Annotated in this window: 22 protein-coding genes; 10 read left to right on the forward strand and 12 right to left on the reverse strand. The window is 54.5% G+C overall.

Going from position 1 to position 23270, the window contains the following annotated elements; all coding sequences use genetic code 11:
* Positions 1-123: 123 nt before the first annotated feature.
* Complete coding sequence (gene katG / locus G491_RS0127215) at positions 124-2334, reverse strand: catalase/peroxidase HPI (protein ID WP_028316782.1); 2211 nt, start codon at positions 2332-2334, stop codon at positions 124-126.
* Positions 2331-2810, reverse strand: coding sequence for a Fur family transcriptional regulator (locus G491_RS0127220; RefSeq protein ID WP_028316783.1), 480 nt, complete (start codon positions 2808-2810; stop codon positions 2331-2333). The genes katG and G491_RS0127220 overlap by 4 nt, the downstream gene beginning before the upstream one ends.
* A 443-nt stretch (positions 2811-3253) precedes the next feature.
* Here G491_RS0127220 and G491_RS0127225 point away from each other — a divergent pair, with 443 nt between their 5' ends.
* Both G491_RS0127225 and G491_RS35165 read left to right on the forward strand, forming a co-directional pair.
* Entirely contained in the window at positions 3254-3895 is a 642-nt protein-coding gene (locus G491_RS0127225) for a YkgJ family cysteine cluster protein (protein ID WP_028316784.1), read from the forward strand.
* A 61-nt stretch (positions 3896-3956) separates the two neighbouring features.
* Entirely contained in the window at positions 3957-5432 is a 1476-nt protein-coding gene (locus G491_RS35165; RefSeq protein ID WP_035220390.1) for a Fic family protein, read from the forward strand.
* Positions 5433-5442: 10 nt separating this feature from the next.
* Here the strand turns inward: G491_RS35165 and G491_RS0127235 are convergent, their stop codons facing one another.
* The 6 genes from G491_RS0127235 to iorA all read right to left on the reverse strand — a co-directional run bounded on the left by G491_RS0127235 (position 5443) and on the right by iorA (position 11937).
* Positions 5443-7008 (reverse strand): bifunctional GNAT family N-acetyltransferase/carbon-nitrogen hydrolase family protein, encoded by a 1566-nt coding sequence (locus G491_RS0127235; RefSeq protein WP_028316786.1) that lies wholly within the window; start codon positions 7006-7008, stop codon positions 5443-5445.
* A gap of 223 nt (positions 7009-7231) precedes the next feature.
* Positions 7232-7912, reverse strand: a complete 681-nt coding sequence (locus G491_RS32845) for a LysM peptidoglycan-binding domain-containing protein (RefSeq protein ID WP_168161248.1) — start codon at positions 7910-7912, stop codon at positions 7232-7234.
* 107 nt (positions 7913-8019) lie between these two features.
* Positions 8020-8604: an HD domain-containing protein gene (locus tag G491_RS32850; RefSeq protein WP_051327558.1), complete on the reverse strand. Its 585-nt coding sequence runs from the start codon at positions 8602-8604 to the stop codon at positions 8020-8022.
* A complete protein-coding gene (locus tag G491_RS0127255) occupies positions 8604-9404 on the reverse strand; it encodes a TatD family hydrolase (protein ID WP_028316787.1) in 801 nt (266 codons plus the stop codon). The genes G491_RS32850 and G491_RS0127255 overlap by 1 nt, the downstream gene beginning before the upstream one ends.
* Before the next feature lie 32 nt (positions 9405-9436).
* Positions 9437-10024 (reverse strand): indolepyruvate oxidoreductase subunit beta, encoded by a 588-nt coding sequence (locus tag G491_RS0127260; protein WP_028316788.1) that lies wholly within the window; start codon positions 10022-10024, stop codon positions 9437-9439.
* A gap of 59 nt (positions 10025-10083) precedes the next feature.
* On the reverse strand, positions 10084-11937 hold the full coding sequence (gene iorA, locus G491_RS0127265; RefSeq protein ID WP_028316789.1) for an indolepyruvate ferredoxin oxidoreductase subunit alpha: 1854 nt from the start codon (positions 11935-11937) through the stop codon (positions 10084-10086).
* A 336-nt stretch (positions 11938-12273) separates the two neighbouring features.
* On the opposite strand from iorA, the gene G491_RS32855 reads away from it, so the two are divergent.
* The 4 genes from G491_RS32855 to G491_RS0127285 all read left to right on the forward strand — a co-directional run bounded on the left by G491_RS32855 (position 12274) and on the right by G491_RS0127285 (position 15181).
* Positions 12274-12936 carry an XTP/dITP diphosphatase gene (locus tag G491_RS32855; protein ID WP_015949748.1) on the forward strand — a complete coding sequence of 221 codons (663 nt, stop codon included), beginning with the start codon at positions 12274-12276 and terminating at the stop codon, positions 12934-12936.
* A 70-nt stretch (positions 12937-13006) separates the two neighbouring features.
* Positions 13007-13636, forward strand: coding sequence for a hypothetical protein (locus tag G491_RS0127275; protein ID WP_028316790.1), 630 nt, complete (start codon positions 13007-13009; stop codon positions 13634-13636).
* Between the two features lie 135 nt (positions 13637-13771).
* A complete protein-coding gene (locus G491_RS0127280; RefSeq protein WP_028316791.1) occupies positions 13772-14509 on the forward strand; it encodes a hypothetical protein in 738 nt (245 codons plus the stop codon).
* An 84-nt stretch (positions 14510-14593) separates the two neighbouring features.
* Positions 14594-15181 carry a TetR/AcrR family transcriptional regulator gene (locus G491_RS0127285; RefSeq protein WP_028316792.1) on the forward strand — a complete coding sequence of 196 codons (588 nt, stop codon included), beginning with the start codon at positions 14594-14596 and terminating at the stop codon, positions 15179-15181.
* A 5-nt stretch (positions 15182-15186) separates the two neighbouring features.
* Here G491_RS0127285 and G491_RS34755 read toward each other — a convergent pair whose 3' ends face one another.
* Positions 15187-15666, reverse strand: a complete 480-nt coding sequence (locus tag G491_RS34755; RefSeq protein ID WP_051327559.1) for a protein-tyrosine phosphatase family protein — start codon at positions 15664-15666, stop codon at positions 15187-15189.
* Positions 15657-15932 (reverse strand): hypothetical protein, encoded by a 276-nt coding sequence (locus tag G491_RS0127295; protein WP_015949753.1) that lies wholly within the window; start codon positions 15930-15932, stop codon positions 15657-15659. The genes G491_RS34755 and G491_RS0127295 overlap by 10 nt, the downstream gene beginning before the upstream one ends.
* A 138-nt stretch (positions 15933-16070) precedes the next feature.
* Here G491_RS0127295 and murI point away from each other — a divergent pair, with 138 nt between their 5' ends.
* Together murI and G491_RS0127305 are read left to right on the forward strand one after the other, a co-directional pair.
* Positions 16071-16865: a glutamate racemase gene (murI, locus tag G491_RS0127300; protein WP_028316793.1), complete on the forward strand. Its 795-nt coding sequence runs from the start codon at positions 16071-16073 to the stop codon at positions 16863-16865.
* A 375-nt stretch (positions 16866-17240) separates the two neighbouring features.
* On the forward strand, positions 17241-19895 hold the full coding sequence (locus tag G491_RS0127305) for a chemotaxis protein CheW (protein WP_028316794.1): 2655 nt from the start codon (positions 17241-17243) through the stop codon (positions 19893-19895).
* Positions 19896-19969: 74 nt separating this feature from the next.
* Here G491_RS0127305 and G491_RS34760 read toward each other — a convergent pair whose 3' ends face one another.
* Entirely contained in the window at positions 19970-20506 is a 537-nt protein-coding gene (locus G491_RS34760; protein WP_051327560.1) for a hypothetical protein, read from the reverse strand.
* A 40-nt stretch (positions 20507-20546) separates the two neighbouring features.
* Entirely contained in the window at positions 20547-21497 is a 951-nt protein-coding gene (locus tag G491_RS0127315) for an MBL fold metallo-hydrolase (RefSeq protein ID WP_028316795.1), read from the reverse strand.
* A 92-nt stretch (positions 21498-21589) separates the two neighbouring features.
* Here G491_RS0127315 and G491_RS35780 point away from each other — a divergent pair, with 92 nt between their 5' ends.
* A complete protein-coding gene (locus tag G491_RS35780; protein ID WP_157468644.1) occupies positions 21590-21886 on the forward strand; it encodes a hypothetical protein in 297 nt (98 codons plus the stop codon).
* Positions 21879-23270, forward strand: a complete 1392-nt coding sequence (locus G491_RS0127320; RefSeq protein WP_028316796.1) for a TolC family protein — start codon at positions 21879-21881, stop codon at positions 23268-23270. The genes G491_RS35780 and G491_RS0127320 overlap by 8 nt, the downstream gene beginning before the upstream one ends.

Raw genomic sequence — 23270 nt, forward strand, 5'->3', positions numbered from 1 at the left:
AGACCTTACAAAACGCAAAGAGCGGCGCTTCCGGTTAAGGAAACGCCGCCCGAGTATTTCTGACGTTGGCTTTTTCTATCTGTTTCTACGGCGAAAGCCGAAAAAAAAACATCCAGCCGATTCTTAGGCCAGGTCAAACCGGTCCAGGCTCATGACCTTATCCCAGGCCGCAACAAAGTCCTGCACGAATTTTTCCTGGCCGTCCTCGCATCCGTATACCTCGGAAATGGCCCGAAGCTGGGAGTTGGAGCCGAAAACAAGGTCCACGCGGGTTCCGGTCCACTTGAGCGCGCCGGTCTTGCGGTCGGAGCCTTCAAAGACATCTTCGTCATTGGCGCTGGGCTTCCAAACCGTACTCATGTCCAGCAGGTTCACGAAAAAGTCGTTGGAAAGGGTCTCCTGTTTGTCGGTGAAAACGCCGTGCTTGGACTCTCCGTAGTTGACGCCGAGCATGCGCAGACCGCCGACAAGGACCGTCATCTCCGGCGCGGTCAGGGTCAGGAGTTGGGCCTTATCCACCAGCAATTCTTCCAACTTGACCGAGAACTTGGCTTTTTGATAGTTGCGAAAACCGTCCGCCTTGGGTTCCAGCACGGAAAAGGAGTCTCCGTCCGTCTGCTCTTCCAGGGCGTCCATGCGGCCCGGCGCAAAGGGGACCGCCGCGTCGGCGCCTGCATTTTGAGCCGCCTTTTCCACGCCTGCACATCCGCCAAGAACGATCAGGTCGGCCAGGGAAACCTTTTTGCCGCCCGACTGGCCGGCGTTGAAATCCTTTTGGATTCCTTCCAAGGTTTGCAACACTTTTTGAAGCTCCGCCGGCTGGTTGACCTGCCAATCCTTTTGCGGGGCGAAGCGAATGCGTGCGCCGTTGGCGCCGCCGCGCTTGTCCGAACCCCGGAACGTAGAGGCCGAGGCCCATGCGGTCGTAACCAGTTGGGAAACGGACAGGCCGGAGGCCAAAATTTTTGCCTTAAGGTCCGCAATGTCCTTATCATCGATCAGTTCATGATCCACGGCGGGAATCGGGTCCTGCCAGATCAGGTCTTCTTCCGGAACTTCAGGGCCGAGGTAGCGAGCGCGCGGGCCCATGTCGCGGTGGGTCAGCTTGAACCACGCCCGGGCGAAGGCGTCCGCAAACTCTTCGGGGTTTTCCAGGTAGCGCCTTGCAATGGGCTCGTAAATGGGGTCGAACTTAAGGGACAGGTCGGCTGTGGTCATCATGGGGCGGTGCTTTTTGTCGGGATCATGGGCGTCAACCACCATATCCTCGTCGTCCACGTCCTTGGCCAGCCATTGGTTGGCGCCGGCCGGGCTCTTGACCAGTTCCCAGTCGTATTTGAACAACACCTTCAGGTAGCCCATGTCCCAGGTTGTGGGACGAGGCTTCCAGGCGCCTTCGATGCCGCTGCTAATGGTGTCGCCGCCTTTGCCTCTGCCGTGGCTGCTTTTCCAGCCCAGGCCCATTTCCTCAAGGGGTGCAGCTTCCGGCTCAGGCCCCACTAGTGCCGCGTCGCCTGCGCCGTGGCACTTGCCGAAGGTATGGCCGCCAGCCACGAGCGCCACCGTTTCTTCGTCGTTCATGGCCATGCGGGCGAAGGTTTCGCGTACGTCTTTGCCTGAGGCGATGGGGTCCGGGTTGCCGTCAGGACCTTCGGGGTTGACGTAAATCAGGCCCATCTGCACGGCGGCCAGGGGATTTTCCAGGTCCCGTTCCCCGGAGTAGCGGCTTTTGGGCTTGTCGCTGGTAGCCAGCCACTCTTCTTCCGAGCCCCAGTAAACGTCCTGCTCCGGCTCCCAAACGTCTTCACGCCCCCCGGCGAAGCCGAAGGTGGGCAAGCCCATGGACTCAATGGCGCAATTGCCAGCCAGGACCATGAGGTCGGCCCAGGATATCCTTTTTCCGTATTTTTGCTTGATGGGCCAAAGCAGACGCCTGGCCTTGTCCAGATTCACGTTGTCCGGCCAACTGTTCAAAGGCGCCAGACGCTGGCTGCCGGATCCTGCGCCTCCCCGGCCGTCGCCCATGCGATAGGTGCCTGCACTGTGCCAGGCCATGCGGATAAAGAGAGGGCCGTAATGGCCGTAATCCGCCGGCCACCATTCCTGAGAATCGGTCATCAATGTATACAGGTCTTCCTTGACCGCTTTTAAGTCGAGCTTTTTGAATTCCTCGGCGTAATTGAAATCGCCGCCCATGGGGTTGCTTTTGGATGATTGTTGATGAAGAATATTAAGGTTCAACTGGTTGGGCCACCAGTCTTGATTGGACGTTCCGCCGCCGGCGACGGGTTTGCTGGTTTTGCCTGTTACAGGGCACTTGCCGTTTTCACTCATGACGTGTCCTCCTTTTGGGCTATAGGGTTAGGCTTGGCTGCGCATTGCTTGCATATTCCAACGACTTCCAAATGGGCTCTGTTTATGGAACCAAAGTCTTTGACGGATTCGGGGATCTTTATCCCATCCAACTCCTCGCTGTAAAAATCCCGCGTCAAACCGCAACGGGAACAAACAAAATGATGGTGGTTTTCCATGTTGGCGTCAAACCGGGTCCTGTCCCGGGATGCTCCAAGGGTGGAGATCAAACCCAAATCAAGAAGCATCCACATGGTCCTGTACACCGTATCCAGCGACACCGTCGGAAGGCGTTCGCGCACTCGCTCATAAACCGTTTCGACATCCGGGTGATCAACGGACGAAGCAATCTCCCGGAAAATCTCCAACCGCTGGATGGTTTTTTTGACCCCGGCCTCGCTGATGGCTTTTTCAAAACGGGCCATTCGTTCATTTGTTTCCCTGAACGATATCTCCATATTTGAATCCTTCTGCAATTGATAATCGGTCTTATTTAAGAATATATTCTGATTAGAGTGGTGTCAAGATAAGTTTCGTTGGTTTTTCATTAAAATCATGTTGCATTTTGTTTTAACTGATAAAGTATTAAGTTAACGTGCAAATGCGCCCGTAACCCGTAATGGATTCCATGGGGGGCGCCTGAAGGCCGCGTCCATTTTTTAACCGATTTGCCCACCAGTTTCTCTTTTTCGCAGGGCGGAGGTAAAGCGTTTTTTTTAGCTTTTCAATATGTCTGAGAGGCGTTATTTCGGCCCTAAATTTTGGCAAGCCACGGGCATTGGGGGAAGTTTTTCCAATAAGTCCTTGCAGATCGGGGCTTTTTTCGGCATGACTTAGGATGCAGCATGGACCTGCGCACTTTTAACGCCTTTTTTGAAAGGAATAGACAAGAGAGTTTTACATGCCGAAAAAGAAGAAATCCCCCGGACCAACATCCCGACTGGTATTTCCCCAAGACGAACAAAAACACGACTGGCTTTCCCTTCTGTTGGAAGGCTACTTCATAACGGACCAAGGGGTGGCCAAAGGCATTGAGCTCATGGAAAAGCAGGGCGCGAAACTGGCCTGCGCCAAAGGGTGTTCGCACTGCTGCGCCACGCACAGGTCCATTCCCGCCTATCCCCTGGAGCTGATCGGCATCACCTGGTATTGCACGGAAAAGCTGGAGGAGCCTTTTCGCACTCCCTTGTTGACCCAACTCATGGAGCACAAACACGGAGACGCCTGCGCTTTTCTGATCGACGGGGTTTGCTCCATCCACCCGTTGCGGCCCATGGCGTGCCGGCAGTTCAACGTATTCAACAAGCCTTGCGAGATTGACGAGGACGCCTATTACACCCGCCGCAAGGACGTTATGAACCCCATCAAAAAATACACCAACAAGGCGTTTTCCGTTATGATGCCGTTTTACGGAGTGACGGACCGGGCTCAAAAGCGCCATGTGGTGGAAAACGGCCTCATGCACAACATGGCCAAGGACATGCAAAACCTCAACTGGGCCAGCCTCGCCCGCAAGATGATGGAGTTTGACGCGCAAAGCTAGTTGAGATATAATTACTTATATTTGTCAATATTTCATATTTTTATAGAAATTGGAAAAGGCGATGAGCAATCATAAATGGAAGCCTATTGAGGATCTGCAGGATGATTGGAGAGAACTTGCTTCCCATGAGTTGGCAGCCTTTTTTCCTATTTGGGCGGAAAGAAAGGTTCGGCTGGGCGACTCCATGGCCTTCGACCTATTCAACAAAAAATTGATTCGACAATGGGCCATAGAAACAGGGATTATAGAAGGCCTTTATACCATCGACAGAGGCGTCACCCAGGTGCTGATCGAAGAAGGCATCAAGGCAAGCCTGATTCCCCATGGCAGCCTGAATAAACCTGTTTCCGAGGTGGCGCCATTAATTAAGGATCAGGAAAATGTAGTGGAGGGGCTTTTTGATTTCGTTTCCCAAAAACGTCAATTGTCCACTTCTTATATCAAACAGATACACCAAGCCCTAACTATCCACCAAGACTATGTAGACGGAATGGATTCTCTCGGATCCCCTGTTCGTATGAAACTTCTTAAGGGCGAATGGAAAACCCTGGAAAACAACCCGTCCAGGCCTAACGGCAGCCTTCACCAATATTGCCCGCCGGAGCATGCCGCAGCGGAAATGGATCGGCTTGTTTCGTTGCACCACCAGCACAGCGAAATGAATGTGCCGCCCGAGATTGAGGCGGCCTGGCTGCACCATCGTTTCACGCAGATTCATCCATTCCAGGACGGCAACGGACGGGTGGCCCGCGCTTTGGCGTCCCTGGTCTTCATCAGGGCGGGATGGTTTCCGTTGGTCCTGATTAGCGAGGAGCATAGGACGGAATACATTGAAGCCCTGGAACATGCGGACGCTGGGGATCTCGCCCCGCTTGTGAATATGTTCGCCCGGATACAAAGGAAAGCCTTCATCAAGGCCTTAGGCATTTCCGAAGATGTATTGACGGAAAAGACGACCATGGACGCCATGCTTCAATCCATTTCCGAGAAATTGCAGGATCGTACAAAGGCTTCTTCTATGGAAGCAAGCGAAAAACAGAAAGTTTTTGAGTATTCCAAAGAATTGGAGTCGATCGCTAATGACAAGTTCGTGGGGTTGCGGGACAGACTCTCTGCGATACTGGCGGATTCCGCAAAGGACGTGTCCGTCTCTGTGCTTCCAAGCAAACCAAGCGTCAACAATATCTTTAGAAATCAAATTCTCAAGGCTGCGGAAGAACTTGATTATTTTGCCGACACTCTAACATATCACGCTTGGGTGCGGCTGCTGATTGACGACAAGCCGGAGACCCGCTTTGTTTTGTCCTTTCATTCTTTGGGCTCAGAGTTTGCCGGCGTGCTGGCTTGTTCTGCATTTTTGGATCAACGGGAATTTGGAGAAAACGGAGAGGTTGATGTACAAGGGCCTGTCGTTATTTGCCCAGACCCTTTTCAGTTCTCGTACAATCAGGAGTTGCCTCAAATCATCTCTTCCTTTGAGAAATGGCTCGACCAAGCACTTCTTTACGGCCTCGCACAATGGAAACAAAGCCTTTAACGCAAAGGCATTATTCCGTCCTGATGATTTCCACCTTGGAGACGGCGTTCAGGCTGTAGAGGTCCGGCCGGCGGTCGTGCAGGGGCCGGACCGTGGCCACGTGCCGCTGTTGGGCCAAAGCCGAAAGCGTCAGCTCCGAAACCACCGCCGCCTCCACGTTGGGATCGGCCTCGCCTTCCACGCCTTTTTCCGGGAATGAAAAATCGCTGGGCGTCAGGATGGCGGACTGGCTGTAATTCAGGAACGATCCCGCCCGAGTCTGCATGTTTCCCACGTTGCCGGTCATGACCACGTAGGCGAAATTCTCCACAGCCCTGGCCTGGGAGCACAAGCGCACCCTGAAGTAAGCCTTTTTTTCCTCCGTATAATAGGGCACGAAAAAGACCTCGGCGCCCGCCAAAGTCAGGAGCCTGGAGGTCTCGGGAAACTCGATGTCGTAGCAAATCTGGATGGCCACCCTGGCGTACGGCGTTTGAAAAAGGCGAATGGCCCTGCCTGGCTGGATGTTGGCCTCCTCCCTTTCCGCCGGGGTGATGTGCAGCTTCTCCTGGGTGTACACATGGCCCGTGGGCGTGAACAAATGGGCCGTGTTGTATATGGAGTCCCCGTCCAGGACGGGCTGGGATCCGCCCACAATATACAGGTTGTATTTCCGGGCCAGCCCTTGGAACATTTCCACGTACCTATCCGTGTACTCGGTGAGTTTGCGCACCATGTCTCCGTAGGTCGTTTCTTTCATGCAACTGAACATCTGGAAGGTGAAATACTCGGGAAACACCAGAAAATGGCAATGATAGGAGCTGCTGAAGTCGGCGAAAAAGCCCACGTTCCTTTCAATCTCCTCCCAGGACGCCACGGGCTTCATGGCGTATTGAGCCGCGCACACGCGGATGCGCCGCGCCGGATGCTTGACGGAGAAGGAGGAGGCGATGCGCTTTTTGGCCTCGTTGAAATCCGGGTTGGGCATTTCCAGATAGGTGCTGTAATTGAGGCTGGCCTTGTCAATGGTGATGTCCAGCTGGACCTTTTTAACCTGATAACCGGCCTTGAGATGGGCGTTCAGCGCTTGATCCCGCAGATCTCCATTGACTACCTTTTGCACGTATTGCTCGGCGCTCATTTTGCCTGCGTGCTCCTGGTATCCGGGAATGCGGCCGTAGGCGATCATGCGGCGCAGGTTGTAGCGCTTAAGCAAGGCCCTCCTGCGTTGATACAAAAGCATGGCCACGCCTTTTCTGCGGTATTCGGGATGCACCCCGATGTCCGCTCCGTAAAGCGTATCCCCGTCCTGATTATGGGTGCTGAAGGTGCCTGCGCCCGTAATTTCGTCCACGTCGTACCAGAAGTCGTCGTCGATGTTGACGATGATGGCCGTACAATATCCCACAATGCGGTCTTTATGGACGGCCACGAACTGTCCGTCGGGAAAGGCCTTGAACTGCATTTCGTATTGACGTTGATTGTATATGAATTCAGGAGGATAGTCGTTGTAGATGGCCCGGCTGCATTCGATAATCCGGGGAATGTCCGACTCACGCCAACGGCGGGTGGTTATTTTCAGGCGTTTTTCTTTCATTGCAGGCGTCCTTTGTGCCCAAAAAGAAATTAGCGCCGAAGAACGCGGCCCGGCTGGCCATGGCGCTTTCGGCTATAAAAGTCGCCCTGTACAGCCCCCAAACGAATTAATCAACAAAATTTATGGCGTGAAAAGATCCAAAAACAAAAAAAGGCGGCCAGAGGGCGGGCCGCCTTTTTAATCGTTTGAAATTGCTTTAGATCCTGCAAAGGCGCAAGACAAGCTACTCCACGTAAATCTTGTCTCCGGAGTAGATGGGTTCGTGCTCTTTCAGGTTGTTCAGCTTGCGCAGGGCGTCCAGGGAAACCCCGTACCTTTTGTGGATGCTGTACAAGGTGTCGCCGGCCTGAACCACGTGGTATTTCCGGTCAGCGCTCTTTGCGGGGGCCGCAGTACGGGTTGGAGCCGGCGCAGGAGCCGGGGCCGGGCGCGATACAGCCGGTGCGGGACGGGAGCTTGCCTGTCTTCTAAGCTCCTCAATCTTGGCCGAAAGTTTCATGCTTTCTTCCACGGCCGTCTGCGCGTTCTGATCGATCCGGTCCAGTTTGATGTTCCAGGCGGCTAAATTGGATTCCAATTTGGTCAGGCGGCTTTCTATGTCCTTCACCTGCTTGGAAACTCCGGAGTAGTCGCCCGTAGGCTCGGAGCCGCCGCCCAGGAAAAAGAACAGGACGGCGATAATCACCAGAACCGCCACAGCTCCGCCGATCCAATAAAGCATTTGGCGGCCAGTGCTGTCTTCCAGAAAGGATTCGTCATCCTCCCATTCGTCCTCGGTTTTGGCTTCTTCGGTAAAACCCGGGTTGGAGAAGCCGCTTTCCACGGGTTCCGTTTCCATGAATTGCTCTTCAGGCGACTTTGCTTTGAATTGATCGTCCATGTGCTGCTGCTCCTGTTCGGACATGTGTTCCCCCTTGTTTTTGGCCACTCTGTTCGTGGATTGCCTCCGCCTTTTGGAGTCCCCCATCTTACTGTCCCCTTCAACGGTTGTCAAATGTCCAGGATCCGGCTTTATTGTTTATGGGATATTTTCAGGCCCTTCCACCAATCGGAAGGGGCGGCGTCTATCGCAGCCTGTGCGATTTCGCGGGCCGCCTCCGTGTGAAGCCCGGCCAGGTTGTTTTCTATCCAATCCTGGACTGGAAACCCCCGCTGCAAGTATTCTTTTGCCGTCAGCAGGCATTCCAGATGATCGGCGTCCGCGACAATTTTGGCCTCCAGGCTGGATTCGTCGAAAAGCTCCCTGGCCAGCTCCGCCATTTCCCTTCCCAATTCCGAAGGAAGGCTGTCCGCCTGATCTTCGGCGGCCCTGACATTGGCCGTGGGGCAGTCAAAGTAACGCTGGGCGACTTTATGGAGGTCGTTGATGCGGGCCTCGGGGATGTCGTGATACAAGGCCATGGTCAGAACCTTTTCCCGATTGGCGCCAATGATTTTGGCCAGCATGCCCGCCAGAACGGCCGTGCGAAAGCTGTGCTCTGCCACGCTTTCCGGGGCGTCCACGCCCGCCACCCACCAGCCGGAGCGATCCACTCTCCTCAACTGTCCTGCTTCGTACAGGAATCGGGCGATTTTTTCAGCGCGGCCCTTATCCATTAGCTTAGCTCCAACTCGTCCGGGCTGATGCCGTATAGCCGGCACGTATTATTGAAGACCTGATCCGCCAGGGATTCCACGTCCTGGGACCGGACTTCCGCGGTTTTTTCAAGCACCCGCCTGACAAAGGCCGGCTCGTTGCGCCGGAACTTGTTTCTCTCCGGCGAAGGCGTCAAATAGGGCGCGTCGGTTTCCACAAGAATCCGGTCGTCCGGGATTTCCGGCGCCATAGCCCGCAATTCCTCGCCCCTGGCCTTATGGGTGATTACCCCGGTGATGCCAATATGGAATCCCATGTCCAGATAGGCGTGCATCTCCTCCCTGGTTCCGGAAAAGCAATGCACCACCCCGCCCTGGCCCGGCTGAACTTCAGCCCGAAGGATTTCCAACAGCCTGCCGTTGGTGTCCCGCTCATGGATGATCAGGGGCAGGCCGGTTTCACGGGCCATTTGAATCTGGCGGATGAACCATTTTTCCTGGACGTCCTGGGGCGAAAACATGCGGTTGAAGTCCAGGCCGGTTTCCCCCCAGGCCTTGACCTTGGGGCTTTTGGCCAGTTCCCGAAGCTCTTCCAGGACCTTTTCGCTGCACGACTTGGCGTCGTGAGGATGCACCCCCACCGAAGTAAAGCAGTTTGCCGAGGCTTCGCACAAGGGCACGGCCTTGCGGCAGGTTTTCAGGGTGATGCCCACAATCATGCAGGCGATCACCCTGTTATCTTTGGCGCGATCCAGGGTTTCCTGGAAATCGTCGTCGTAGGACTTGTCGTCAATGTGACAGTGGCTGTCAAAAATACGCATTACAAAGTTGCTCTAACCAAGCCTTTCCTTGCTTATGCGGCGGCTTCAAAACCCAAATCAAAGGCCTTGAGGTTGGATTCCAAAAACGCCTGTTTGGTGTTGTCCTTGATGGCCTGCTTGGCCGTGTCCGCCGAAATAGGAATGATCCCCGAGCGAATCAGGGCGCCCAAAAGCACCATGTTCAATCCCAGGGGATTGTTGGCTTCGTGGGCCAGCTTAAGAGCGTCAAAAGCCTTGAGGCTGGCGGTCTTGGCCGAAATCAGGTCCAGCATCCGGTCCAGGGGCGGATACACGCCCTTGCCGATGGCCGCAGTAAACGGGGGCAGGGGGCTGGTGTTGGTGATCACCGCCGTATTCTTGTTGCACCGGTTCAGGGCGCGAAGCGTCTCGGCGGGCTCAAATCCCAAAAGGACGTCCGCCTCGGAGTCGGAAATAATGGAGCTTTGGGCGTCGCCGAACACAATGGAAGACTCCACCACGCCGCCCCTCTGGGCCATGCCGTGGATCTCGCTCATATGAACGGGAATGCCGGACGCCAGGGCCGCCTCGCCCAGGACGCGAGCGGTGAGCAGGTTGCCTTGTCCTCCCACGGCCACTATGATCAGTCTTACAGGGTCCATGTCTTATATCCTTTCTTACGAGGGAAAGCGCCCCGCAAAAGGCGCTCCCTTATAATTCATTAATCCCTGATGGGAACGATTGCGTGTTCCGGGCAAACCTGGGCGCAAACCGCGCAGCCGATGCATTGCTCCGCATTGATGGCCACCTTGTTGTTTTCCACGTACATGGCCGGACAGCCAAGGGCGTCCACGCACAGCCTGTGGTCCTTGCATTTTTCCATATCAATGCGGAAAGGCTTTTTGGCAGGCCGCTTGAGCGCCTTGGCGTACAGGGGGCAAAGCTCCTGGGCGATGATGACGGATACGCCCTGGTAGGCCAGGGCTTCCTTGATGGCGTCCACGCTCTTTTGCACCTTGTACGGCTTGATCACCGTCACGCTTTCCACGCCCAGGCCTTTCACCACGTTTTCAATGGAAATCCGGTTGTAGCCTTCCTGGCCCATGGCGTCGCGGTCCACGCCGGGATTGGGTTGATGCCCGGTCATGGCCGTGGTTCCGTTGTCCAGGATGACCATGGTCACGTTGTGGTTGTTATGCACCGCGTTGATCAGGCCGGGCACGCCGGAATGGAAAAACGTGGAGTCGCCGATGTAGGTGACCACCTTTTGGTCGATGAACTTGGAGAATCCGCAGCCCGTGCTGATGGAGGAGCCCATGCAGATCAAAAAGTCCGCCGAGGACAGGGGCGGCAAAACCCCAAGGGTGTAGCATCCGATGTCCGTGGGATGCATGATTTCCATATCCTCCGCAGCCTTTTTGACTTCGTAGAACACGGCCCGGTGGGTGCAGCCGGCGCACAGGTTGGGCGGCCTGGCCGGAATTTCCGGCAGGTCGGAAAGATCCAGGGACGCGGCAGGCGCCAGGTCCACGCCAAAGAATCCTGCGATGGCCTTTCTCACGCCGGCGGGATCGAATTCCCCTTCCCGGGAGAAAAGCTCGGGGCCCTTGCCCTTGATCGGAATGGTGCACCCAACTTCCTGGGCCATGGAGCGCATGGCTTCTTCCATAAAAGGCTCGCCTTCTTCCGCGACCAGGATTTTTTCCTTGCCCTTTAAAAACTCGGTTACCTTTGCAACCGGCATGGGATTGGAAAAGCCGATCCTCAAGATGCTGACTTTGTCCGCAACGCCCAGATCGTTCAATGCGTCGCACACGTAATTGTAACTCACGCCGTTGCACACAATGCCCCAGGCGCCTTCGCCCTGGACATAGTTGAAATCAGTCTGATCCGTGATTTTTTCCGCTTCCGCCAGCCGTTGAAGCAAACGGGTGTGAAGCCTGCGGGAAACCGCCGGGATTGCCACCAGATTGAAAGGATCCTTGGTAAAGGAGCCCTTGATGTTGGGCTTTACAAGCTCGCCCAGGGTGATGGCGCCCGTGGAGTGGTTGATCCGTGTGGTGGTGCGCAGAATTACGGGCTCGCCCAGCTTTTCGGAAAGTTCAAAGGCGTAGGTCGCCATTGCCTTGGCTTCAGGCAGGGAAGAAGGCTCCAGCACGCACAATCCGGCCATTTTGCCGTAATACCGGTTGTCCTGCTCGTTCTGGCTGGAAAACATAAAAGGATCGTCCGCCGTCAAGAGCACCATGCCGGCTTTTACGCCGATGTACGCCAGGGTCATGAGAGCGTCGGCCGCCACATTCACCCCAACATGCTTCATTACGCACATGCTGCGGATGCCCGCGTTTGCGGCCGCGGCCGCTACTTCCAGAGCCACCTTTTCGTTGGTGGAATATTCAAAATACAGGTCGCTTTCCTTGGACATTTGAAAAAAGGCCAGGGAAAGCTCCGAAGAAGGCGTACCCGGATAGGTTGTGGCGCAGGCCACACCGGCCTCCACCGCGCCTCTGGCGATGGCCTCGTTTCCCAGAACAAGCATTTCCTTTCCTGGTTGGTCTAACAACAGCTTGTGCATGGCAGATTCCTTTTTAAGGTTTGTTGGTTTTTTATTTCCTAAGACGATATTTGACGCCCGGACCTTAACCCCGGGCATATTTACGAAAAATCCTCACGCTTCAGAGCATGGTGCGCGTTGATTTAAACCTTATTTTCATATACGAGGATATACAGCCTGTAAAGGCTTTTCCATGGAGAGGCCCCGGCGGGGCGAGCCGCAAAAAAAAACGCCGGGCGTTAAAAAATTCGCGGCTATAAGGCCAGAGAGACTTCGATTGCGGCCAAATATTGCCTAAAAGCTCTAAATAGTGTAACTCAAAAAGATATTTTAAGATTCATTGTAAGGAGGCAGCATATGACCACCCCTAAGACGACTTTGGTTCTTGCCACGCGCAATAAAGGAAAAACCCGGGAAATCATGGAAATCCTGAAAGGATACCCGGTCATCATTAAGAATCTGGACGATTTCGGCCCCATTCCGGAAGTGGAGGAAGACGGCGAAACCTTTGACGACAACGCATACAAAAAGGCCAGCATCACCGCGCGGATGCTGGGATTCCCCGCCCTGGCCGACGACTCCGGCCTGGTGGTGAACGCTTTGAACGGCGCTCCCGGCGTATACAGCGCCCGCTATGGCGGCGAGGACCTGGACGACGCAGGCCGTTGCGACTTGATTTTAAAGGAGTTGGAAGGCAAGGAAGACCGCTCCGCAGCCTTTGAGTGCGTCATATCCCTGGCCGTGCCCACGGGCGCCGCCCTGACCTACGAGGGCAGGGTGGAAGGCGTCATCACGGAGACCAAGGCCGGAGACAACGGGTTTGGCTACGATCCGGTTTTCTATTATGAACCCTTTGGCAAAACATTCGCCCAATCCACGTCCGAAGAAAAAAATCAAGTCAGCCACCGCGGCAAGGCCCTCAGCGAAATGGCCGCCGAGTTTGACAAGGTTCTGATCTGGATCGGCCAGCAGTTGCGAAACACCCCCGGCCAAGGGGGGCAGTGCCTAAGCGGTGAGTAAGCTGTAAAGCCGGGAGCTTTTTCCCGGCTTTGTTTTTCAGCGAAAAATGTTCTCGTTCGGGAGGTGCATCATGAAAACAAGGTTCATTGTTTTAACGCTGCTCGCAACCCTGGCGTTTTGCTTTTCCGCCTACGCCGGCCAAAGCATGTTTTTTGACGCCAACGGAAACCCCATAACCGAGCAGGAATATAAAAAGCAACAGGAGGCCAACCGCGCCAGGCAGGCGGCGCATCTGGAAGAAGTCCGCAGGGACCAGGTGGAGCGTGAAAAGGCCAAGGCGCGCAAACGCCAGGAAAAATGGGCCGCCAAGGAGGCTAAAAAGCAGGCCCGGCAGGCCGCCCAGGCAGAAAAACAGGCGGCCAAAGCCAATTCCGGCGCCGCAGCCTCCTCCCTGGATCAGATTATTTCAAGCCAGAGTACCGGGGCCGGCGTTTCCGCGCCCGGCCAATCCGCTCTGAATACCTTCGACTGCTATACATACAGCGAAATGTACGCCCAGGCGGAAGACATGTATGTGGAATATATATCCGGGAGATCCGTGATTCAAAAAGTCCTTATGAACGGCGTCTGGCGCAATGTGGAGCCGTGCGGAGACGGAGGCTTTAGGGTGGGCCAACGCCTTCCCAATCTCAAGGATATTCAATGGAGCCACAACAAACTTAATCCCGACAAAAAAACCGGCGGCCATAAGGGCGATTAGTCTGAGACGTTATTGAATATCGATCTGTCGTATTATTAAAAATATAGATGGATTGGGCGGCCTTTGCAGCCCCATCCGGCATAGGCGATCCGCATTTCACGTGGATTCTGTTGCAGCTGTTCAGAAAGGAGCGCCATGAAGGTTAAGATTTTAGCCCTTACATTATTCCTGGGCATGTGTTTGGTTTTTGTTGCGAACGCCGGACAAGATTTTTATTTTGATCCTTATGGAAATCAGGTTTCGGAAAAGGACTATTACGACATAGTCCGAATCATCAGGGAGCAGACGAGGGCAAGCCGGGAGGAGGCCGAGAGCGCCAGGCTGGAGCGTGAAAAGGCCATGGCCCGCGCCCGGCACGAAAAATGGGCCGCCGAAAAAGCCGCGAAGCAGGCGGAGGATGCGGACCAGGATGCGCAGCAGGGCGCAGATGATGAAACCGGGGCGGTCAAAAAGAAGCAAACCCTTGCCGGGCTTGATTCAAACGGAAAAAAGAAGGCTCGCAGCTATTCCGATATAGATTTTCCCGCCGCAAAAAATGCAGAGCAAAAGCCTCCGGCCGTTCAGGGGCGGCATGACGGAGGCGACGCTTTCCAGGATTTTCCCTCTAATCGGCAGGAGCCTCAGGCTGCGGGGGCTGAAGACTCGCTTCCTCCCGGTTCGCTTCTTAATCTTACCGATTGTTATACATTGGAAGAGTTAGAGGCCAAAGCTCGAAGGGTTTGGACGCAAGGTATGGGCGACGACATAGCTCCGGAGGAAGTTCTGATAGGAAAACAGTGGCGGGCGGTCATCCCCTGCGCAGCAGGCGAGTATAGACTCGGGAGAGTTTTGCCTAAAATTAATCTGAATCCTAACGGCTTTGAAGAATATTAATGCAAAGACGGCATGCGCCCGGCCGCAATCGCCGTTCATTGTCAGGCTCTGAAAATGATTCATGCGCCTGTTAGAGACGTCCATATGCCAGAAACCCAGGTTCCTGAAAAAATAAAAGAACGGCTTTATCCCGTGGTTCTGGACCTGTTTTCCTCCCAGGACTTCCATCAAGTGAATATGCGGGAAATCAGCCGCCGCACCGGGTTGAGCTCCAGCACCCTATATCGCTACTACCGGTCCAAGGAGACCATGGTCTTCGCCATTCTGGAAGACAAGATCTCCCAGATCAGCGACGGCGTGCAGGAGCATATCAAGGGATTGGAAAGCGCCCGGGAGATGATCCGGAAGAGCTTTTGGATCACCTTTGACTTTTATGATAACAATCCCGGCGTGGCCGTCACCGCGTTCATCACCGTGCCCATGCGCACCTGGATGCAGACCCCGGGGTACCGCAGCGAATCCACCAAGGATATCATCACGCAAATTATCGAACACGGAAAAGCCCGGGGTGAAATCCTGTCCGACGTCACGGTCTCCCAGGCCCTGGACCTGTATTACATGTTCTGTTACCGCCAGATCCACAAATGGTATTTTCACGGCCGCAAATGGAAGCTGGTGGACGCCATTCCCCGTTTTTTCGATTTGTTCTGGAGAGCCGTTTCCGGCGATTAGCTTGTTTATCCCAAATAGTCCAACAGGAATTGTTTTTGCGCGGGGGACAGGGCGGTGATGGGCCGGAGGGACCGGACCCGCCGGATGGCGGCCTCGCCGTCCAGGTTTTCCTTGCGGGCCAGCCAGGCGGCCAGGACCGTTCCTGTGCGGCCTCGGCCTTCCAGGCAATGGGCGGCGACGCCCACGCCCTGATCCAGGCAGTGGTCAATAAAATTCACGGCCAGTTCCAGGGTTTTCCTGCCTGGGGCTTCGTAATCGTCAATGGGGGCGTGCAGATGGAGAAATCCCGCGGCTGTATACTCCAGGCCCAGATAGTCTTCCTCCGTAAGGGTGAGTACGGCGCCGACGCCTTTTTCCCTCAAGGCGGCCAATGTGTCCTGAATTTTGGATTTCCAGGGTTCGCCCATGCCCGCTACGGGATAAGGCCCCAAAAGGCCGAACAGGATTTGATCCAGCAAAGGATGGGGCTGGCGAATCACTCCCATTCGTCCGCATCCATGACCCGGTACATGTCGTGCCCTTCACCGTCGGACAGGATTTTTATTACGATGTTTTTTGCTTCCAGAATTTTGTGAGCGTTGGTCAATTCGTCGGGCGTCCCATTCCACATTCCGATAATGTTCTTGGCGGACACGGTGGCGCCTCCGTCCACCAGGCCGCAGCACAACAAATACAGGGAGACAGCCTCCACCGGCAAATCCAGGGAAAAAATCCGCTGGTCCATGGTGCGGGAACTGTTTCCGGAATCCATATAAAACCTCCTGCAATGCATCCAAAAAGAGAATGATGGTTCAATTACGGTTCTTGACTTGCTTCCTGGCAACTATTATACATTTTTCGGCTTATGTCATGATTTTTTTTTAATATAACTCCTGAAAGGAGCCCTTGATTGATCGGCATATTCGACTCAGGAATCGGCGGCCTGACTGTGGCCAGGGCCGTCATGGAACTCTTTCCCCATCTTAACATCTGTTATTTCGGGGACACGGCGCGCACGCCTTACGGAACCAAAAGCAAGGATACGGTGACCCGCTACGCCGTGGAAAACACCCGCTTCCTGTTGGATCAAGGGGCCAAGATCATCGTGGTCGCCTGCAACACGGCCTCCGCCGTGGCCGTTCCCACGCTGCGGGAGCGATTCGACGTTCCGATTTTTGAGGTGATTTCTCCGGCCGTGGACATGGCCCTTTCCCTTGCCAAGGCCAAACGCATCGGCGTGATCGGCACCCGCGGGACCATCAACAGCGGCATTTACGAAAGGCTGATCAAGGAGCGCGACCCTGAACGCAAGGTTTTCAGCGAACCCTGCCCCTTGCTGGTATCCCTGGTGGAGGAGGGATGGCTCAAAAAACCGGAAACCCGCATGATTGTCAAAAAGTATCTCCACCCCCTCAAGGCGCAGCAAATCCAGTCCCTGATCCTGGGCTGCACCCACTATCCCATCCTTAAGCAACTCATCGCCCGCAAGATCGGCAAACGGGTGAAGATTGTGGACTCCTCCGAGGCCGTGAGCGTCAGCCTGAAGCGCTACCTGGACGACAACCCCCGGGTGATGGACGGCCTGTCAAAAGGGGGCGAGTCCGTGTTTCACGTTTCCGACGTCACCGCCCAGTTCGCCAAGACGGCTCAGCTCATCCTCAACAGACGGGTGGATTTGCAGCACGCCACGCCCTTGGAATGCTGATCGCCTATATAACCCATAGAAATTAAAATATATTTATAAGTATTTCGAAAAATATCTTTTTCTTCGCCATAGTGTCGCCTCATTCAAATAATTGCATTTCTGAATACGGAAACTTAGCTTTCTACATTTTTGTTAGTCGCCTTTGGCGCGTATATTGCATCTTTTCTCCGCGGAAATCAGGGAGGCCCTCCGCCCGGTATCGCCGAAGCAAAGTCCCCAATGATCCCGTGTTAATAAACACGAAACCTCTCATGTTGTCTTGTTGTTAAGTCATCCCTATCGGCGAGGTTAGAGCGAAGAGCTTTGTCAGTTGAAGTTTTGCACAAGAAACTTGAATTGAAACTTTGGCGACGAATGACAGGTTAGGAGAAAAAGATGACGGAAACTTTTGTTTACAAAGATGTTATTCTTCCGAAAAGACTGCAGGGCATCATCAATTGTATGGCTGACGTTGAAAGCTGCCGCGAAGAACTGGGTAAGTTAGGAAGTCAATGGGATTTATTGACTATTTTGGGGCAGATGGGCGGAACCCGCACCGACATGACCGGCATTCGCATGGCATTTCAGGATCTCACCGTGGAATTGCTTAGCCAGCTCGGTCTGGAGTCGCTTAAAAAGACAGTTCAGGACATCAGCGCTAAAGCGCAGGTTGTGGTTGATATCGTCATCCGCAACTTATTTGAAAGAACGGCGGACATCGGCTTTCTGGCAACGGACGATGATATCAGGGATTTTCTAAGCGAAATCAAACTGTTTAAAGCAAAGGACGAGGGCGCCAGCCATGATCGGCGCAAGCACACCGCCGCTATTGTGAAACGCTTTGAGGAGTACGTCGCCAAATACTCCGTCTATTTTGACATCGTGCTGTTGGATACGGAAGGCCGAGTGGTCGCCCGCCTGGATGAAATGCAGAAGGTTGAGCAGTCAAAAGACCCTCTCATTCGCGAAGCCCTGTGTACAACCGGAGATTACGTGGAAATTTTTCGTGCGACGGACCTTCTTCCCAATGCCGGCGATTCACTTGTTTATGCGTACCGGGTGACGCAAAACAATGACGCGGGCTCACGGGCTCTTGGCGTGCTGGCGCTCTGCTTCCGGTTTCAAAATGAAATGGACGGCGTTTTTAAAAATTTAAAAAGCGAGGACGACTGGGCCGTCATAACGCTGTTGGACAAGGAAGGCAAGGTCATTGCTAGTTCGGATGGATGGCACGTCCCCATTGGGGCGACAATGGAATTGGCTTTGGACGCGGAATACCGCATTGTCCCTTTCGCCGGTCGTCAATATCTTGCCAAAACCTGTCAAACCAAAGGATATGAAGGATTCTTTGGGCTTGGCTGGCTGGGGCACGTCATGCTCCCCCTTGACCACGCTTTTGACCAGTCCGGCGATTCGGACCTGAAACAGCGTGTGGAAGAAACAATTCTTGAGGCCGTGATGAGCGACCCCCAGCTGTTTTCCGAGGAGCTCCGCGGCATTCCCATCCAGGCTGACCAAATACAGTCAGAGCTGGAGCGGACCGTATGGAACGGCAACGTATGCGAAAGCGACTCCTCGTCAAAAGTGCTTCTCTGGAACATATCCCGAGCCGGATCCCGCACAAAGGCGGTGTTTGAGGAGTCCATCGGAAACCTGCATGAAACCGTGGTTTCGGCCATCCTCGGCGACGTGGAGTTCCAGGCGGCCCTGGGAGTCGATATCATGGATCGCAATCTTTACGAACGGGCCAACGATTGCAGGTGGTGGGCTCTTACGTCGGCTTTTCGGCGTCTGCTCGCCAAACCCCAGGTGGAAGCCGGGGACAGAAGAAAAATATCCGAAATACTGCAGTACATCAATGGGCTCTATACCGTTTACACAAACCTCTTCGTCTACGACTCCCGCGGCAGGATCCTCGCCGTATCAAATCCGGCGGAAGAAGAAATCGTTGACTCAATTCTCAGTGAAAAATGGGTCGCACAAACCCTCTCGCTGCGCAACAGCCAGCGATACAGCGTGTCTCCTTATGAAAAAACGGATCTTTACAACGGGCGCCATACCTATGTCTACGGAGCGTCCATCACGGATCTCAATGATCCTTCCCGCGTACTGGGCGGAATCGGCATTGTCTTTGACAGCGAACCGCAGTTTGAAGCCATGCTCAAGGATTCCCTGCCCAGAAACAATAGGGACGAGATCAGCAAAGGCTGTCTCGGCATCTTCGCCGATCGCAATCAAACGATCATCAGCTCCACTGACCCGGCCCATACTGTCGGAGAAAAGCTGGACATCGAAGCTGAATTATTCTCCCTGCCTAACGGCGAAAAAACTTCCTGCATCCTAGAATACCGTGGGCAGTACTATGCGGTCGGCGCCTGCACCAGTTTCGGATACCGCGAATACAAAGTCAGCGACAGCTACCGGAACGACATCATCGGCCTGGTTTTTGTTCCCTTGGCTAAAGTTCAGGAGCCAAAAGCCGGAGCCGCGTTGAGGAGAGAGTTTGGAATGGACATTGGCCGCGCCCGAACCGGCGGGGAAGACTGCGTCGAAATGGCTACGTTTTATATTGGCGCCAAATGGCTGGGAGTCAACGCACAGTGCGTTGTAGAAGCTGTCAATTTTCAAGGCGTTTCAGCCATTCCGGGCGCCCATCCAATTGTTCGAGGCAAAATGTTGTACAATAATCATGTCATTCCGGTGCTCCTTATCCATTCCGAGCTCAGGGCCGCCAAACCCGCCGATGAATCATACTCAAGCGTTGTCGTCGTGCAATACATGGATGAAAACGACAAAAAGCAGCTTATCGGCATTGTTGTGGATTCCCTCGGCGAAATATCCGAGATAGACAAAAGCCGGATTGTGGACTCCCCCTCCTTATTTGACAGCAAGGGGCTGGCAAAGAGCGTGGTTAAGCCGGATCTCGGATCGGAATGCTCTGACATGTTCGTCGAACTCAACCTGGAGCGCTTGATAGAATGCCTCACGGAGGGCATCCCGGATGAACTGGCCGCTGAGTTTAATGAACTGAACGCTCAATTTCAGGCGTAAATGGAACGCGGAACGGAAGACGCACGGCTTATGGCAATAGGGGGAAGGCCCAAACCTCCCCCCTCTTGACTATTCTAATTCATCATGCGCGGTTCTGCGGGAGGCGTGACGTCCACCTGGGAGAGCAGCTTGAGCGACAAGCCCCAGCCCGCCCGTTCCGCGGCGTCGGCGATGAGCTTGCGGACCGAATGAAGCATGCTTTCCGCCAAAGCCAGGGTGACCGCCGGGCCTTCCTCGCCTTGCATAATCAGGACCTTTTTTCCATCCTCAGCCCTTTTGATTTGCATTTTGGTTATCAGGACCGGATTTTCGCCCAAAGGCGTGACCGTTTTTTCCTCATTCCGATACGGCGTGGAGAAATCCGCCGACGACAACGCCGCTTCCTCCTTGAACTGGCGCACAGCCTCCTGTTGGGATTGCTGAACCGCCGGATCGAATGGCTGATCCGCTTCCATGGCCTTTTCCAGCCCTTGCCACATTAGCTGGACAAATCGGCGGGTAAGCCACAGGCGGTATTCCGCCGCTCCTTCGGGCGTGGATGCATTCATGCGGAGCAGAAGCCGGTCTTCCGCGGGATCGTACTTGACGTTAATCTGGGTCGGGCCGCTCATGGGTCTTTATTGAGTCCTTCCTTTGCTCGTCAAACAGGCTCTATGCCGAAAAAGTCAGCACGGTGCCCGCCATATTGGTTATGTACGCCTGGGGCATTTCCTTTTCAAATGCCATGGCTGCGTTCCTGCCCGTGCAATGGGTCGGGATCACATAATCCGGGCTGAATTCCTTCATGGCCTGGATGGTGGGATCGATCAAAGGCGCTCCGGCCGGGCCGGAAAGATGAAATCCGCCCATGACGCAATGCACCTTGCTCACGCCGGTTACGTCTATGGCGTGTTTGACCGTGTTGATCACCCCGGAGTGGGCGCAACCGGTCAGGACCACCAGGCCTTTGCCTTTGAGGTTCATGACCAGGGCCGTATCGTCTTCTATCGGATCCAGCAGGTCTTCCCCGTTCTTTTCGTAATACATGGGGGATCCTTTTTCAAAATCCGTCACCCTGGGAACCTGGCCCAGAAAAAGCACGTCGCCGGAAACCAAAGACATGGGGCCGGCGCTTTCCACCGCGTTGAACCCGGAGTCCTTCACATAGTCCCTGGTGAGCACCGGCAGGGTGATCTTGAGTTCCGGCATGGGCATGACAAAGCGGCTGGTCTGAAAGGCCTCGGGATGAAGCACCAGGTCCAGGCCTTTGTCGCCGATCAGCCCGGCCATGGCTTTCATGCCGCCGAAATGGTCCATGTGCCCGTGGGAGAGACAGGCGACCTGTATATCAGAGAGGTCGCAATTGACGGCCTGGGCGTTTCTGGCCGCCACGTCTTCGCTCAGTCCAAAGTCAAAGAGCACGGAGCTCTTTTCCTCCCCCCGGAACGTGTTCACCACGGATGCAAATCCATGCTCCGCAAGCACGGAATTGGAAAAAACCATCCCCTTGATGGGCATGGCTCTGGTGACCACTTCGCTGTTGTCCATGGACAACAGATCCACAAAGTTGTCTTCCAGGGTGGTTATAACGACTTTATCCACTTCATTTAATTGAACCGCCATGTTCCGCCTCCTTGGTTTTGTCTCCCGGCTATCCAAAAGGGCTGTCTGCGGCATGTCCCGACTCGGACCGGACGGTCCGAAAAGATGGGGAAATGAGTACTGAAAGAGCTACCACGAATTTGGGTTGGTGTCCACCTTCTATGCCCATGGCCTATCCGGGCTTGACGCAATGTAAAAAATGCTGGCGGATAAACGCCTTGGGTCTGAGGCTCCTTTCTGTTTACTATCTAAAAAATTTTCCAGAAATTCAAATGGATATGCTCAAAATTCAGTTTCTCGAAAACTGGTATGATAGTTGCCGTTTAACCGCAGCAGTTCGGCGCTGGAAATCATTTTTTCATACCGGGAAAATGAGGCCGCCGCAAGCAGGAGATGCGAAGAATGAATAAATCGCAATGTCTGGGAATTTGTTTGTTGTTGATATTGTTAAACTCTTTACCCCCGGCAAGTGCGGAAACCTTGGAAGAGGCGTGGGAGGCCGCCGCCATTCACAATTGGAGCTTAAAGTCTTCTCAAGAAGAAGTGAATGCGGCTCATGAAGAGTTAGCGGCGACGAAGGCCGCCAGGTTGCCGCGCGTTTCGGTGGACGGTTCTTACAAGGTTTTGGACGAAACGCCGGCCATGGAGGTTCCTCAGGAAATGGTGGATCAGGCCATAGCTAAGGCGGAAGACCTTTCCGTCAGCCTGGATTTGCCCTGGGGGCTGCCGTCCATTCCTCTTCCTACGGATATTGATATTCCGGGTTTTCAGGTTCCGAACATTCCCATGGCGGAAAAGGAAAGCCTGTCATACGGAGCGATTGTGGAAATCCCCGTGTTCACCAGCGGGAAAATAAACAATGGAATCAAGGCGTCGCAGGCCATGCTGGAAGCGGCCCGATCCGACTCCGGGACGGCTGCGCAGGACCTGCGTATGAACGTTTCGGAGGCGTATATTTTGATTTTGCGCGCGCAGAACGCTGTCAAAATCGCAGAGGCCTACGTTGACAGCCTTATGGCGCATGCGGGAGATGCGGCGGATTTTTACGAGCAGGGCTATGCGGCCAAAAACGATTTCCTTGCCTCCCAGGTTGCTCTGGCGGACGGCCGCCAAAGCCTTAGCAAGGCGAAAAACGCACGGGACCTTGCCGGCGGCGCATACAACCGCTTGCTGGGCAGGCCGTTGGACGCCCCTGTTTTTGTGGAGGAAGTTCGGCGCCTTCCGGTTCAGGACTCCCTGGACGCATTAACAAAGACGGCCATGAAAAACCGGTCTGAATTAAAAAGCATCGAGACGCGCGTGGAGGCGTTGAACTATTCGGCCAAGATGAAAAAGGCCGGCTTGCTCCCTCAGGTGGGGGTGAGCGGCGGCTATCAGTTCACCGAAAACAAGTACCAGGCCCATGAAGGAATATGGGCTGCGGGATTGGGCGTAAAATGGGAGCTTTTCGACGGAGGGGTTTCCCTGAAAAAGGCCGGGGCGGACAGGCGCAAAGCCATGGCCCTGGAATACATGAAAAAGGATGTGCGCTCCGGCATAGCTCTGCAGGTGAGAAAGGCCTGGCTGGACTCCAAGGAGGCTAAGGAGCGCGTGAGCGTATCGGAAAAGGCTTTGGACCAGGCGGACGAAAATCTGCGCGTAGCCCAGGATCGTTACAAAGCGGGGCTGTCCACCAACACGGAAGTGCTGGACGCGCAAACCCTTCGCGCAAAAGCCATGAACAACCACAATGAGGCTGTCTACGACTGGGTGCTGGCCACGTACCGCCTGGGACGGGCAACAGGGGCGTTATAA

The organism is Desulfatibacillum aliphaticivorans DSM 15576 (assembly GCF_000429905.1).
GTDB lineage: Bacteria > Desulfobacterota > Desulfobacteria > Desulfobacterales > Desulfatibacillaceae > Desulfatibacillum > Desulfatibacillum aliphaticivorans.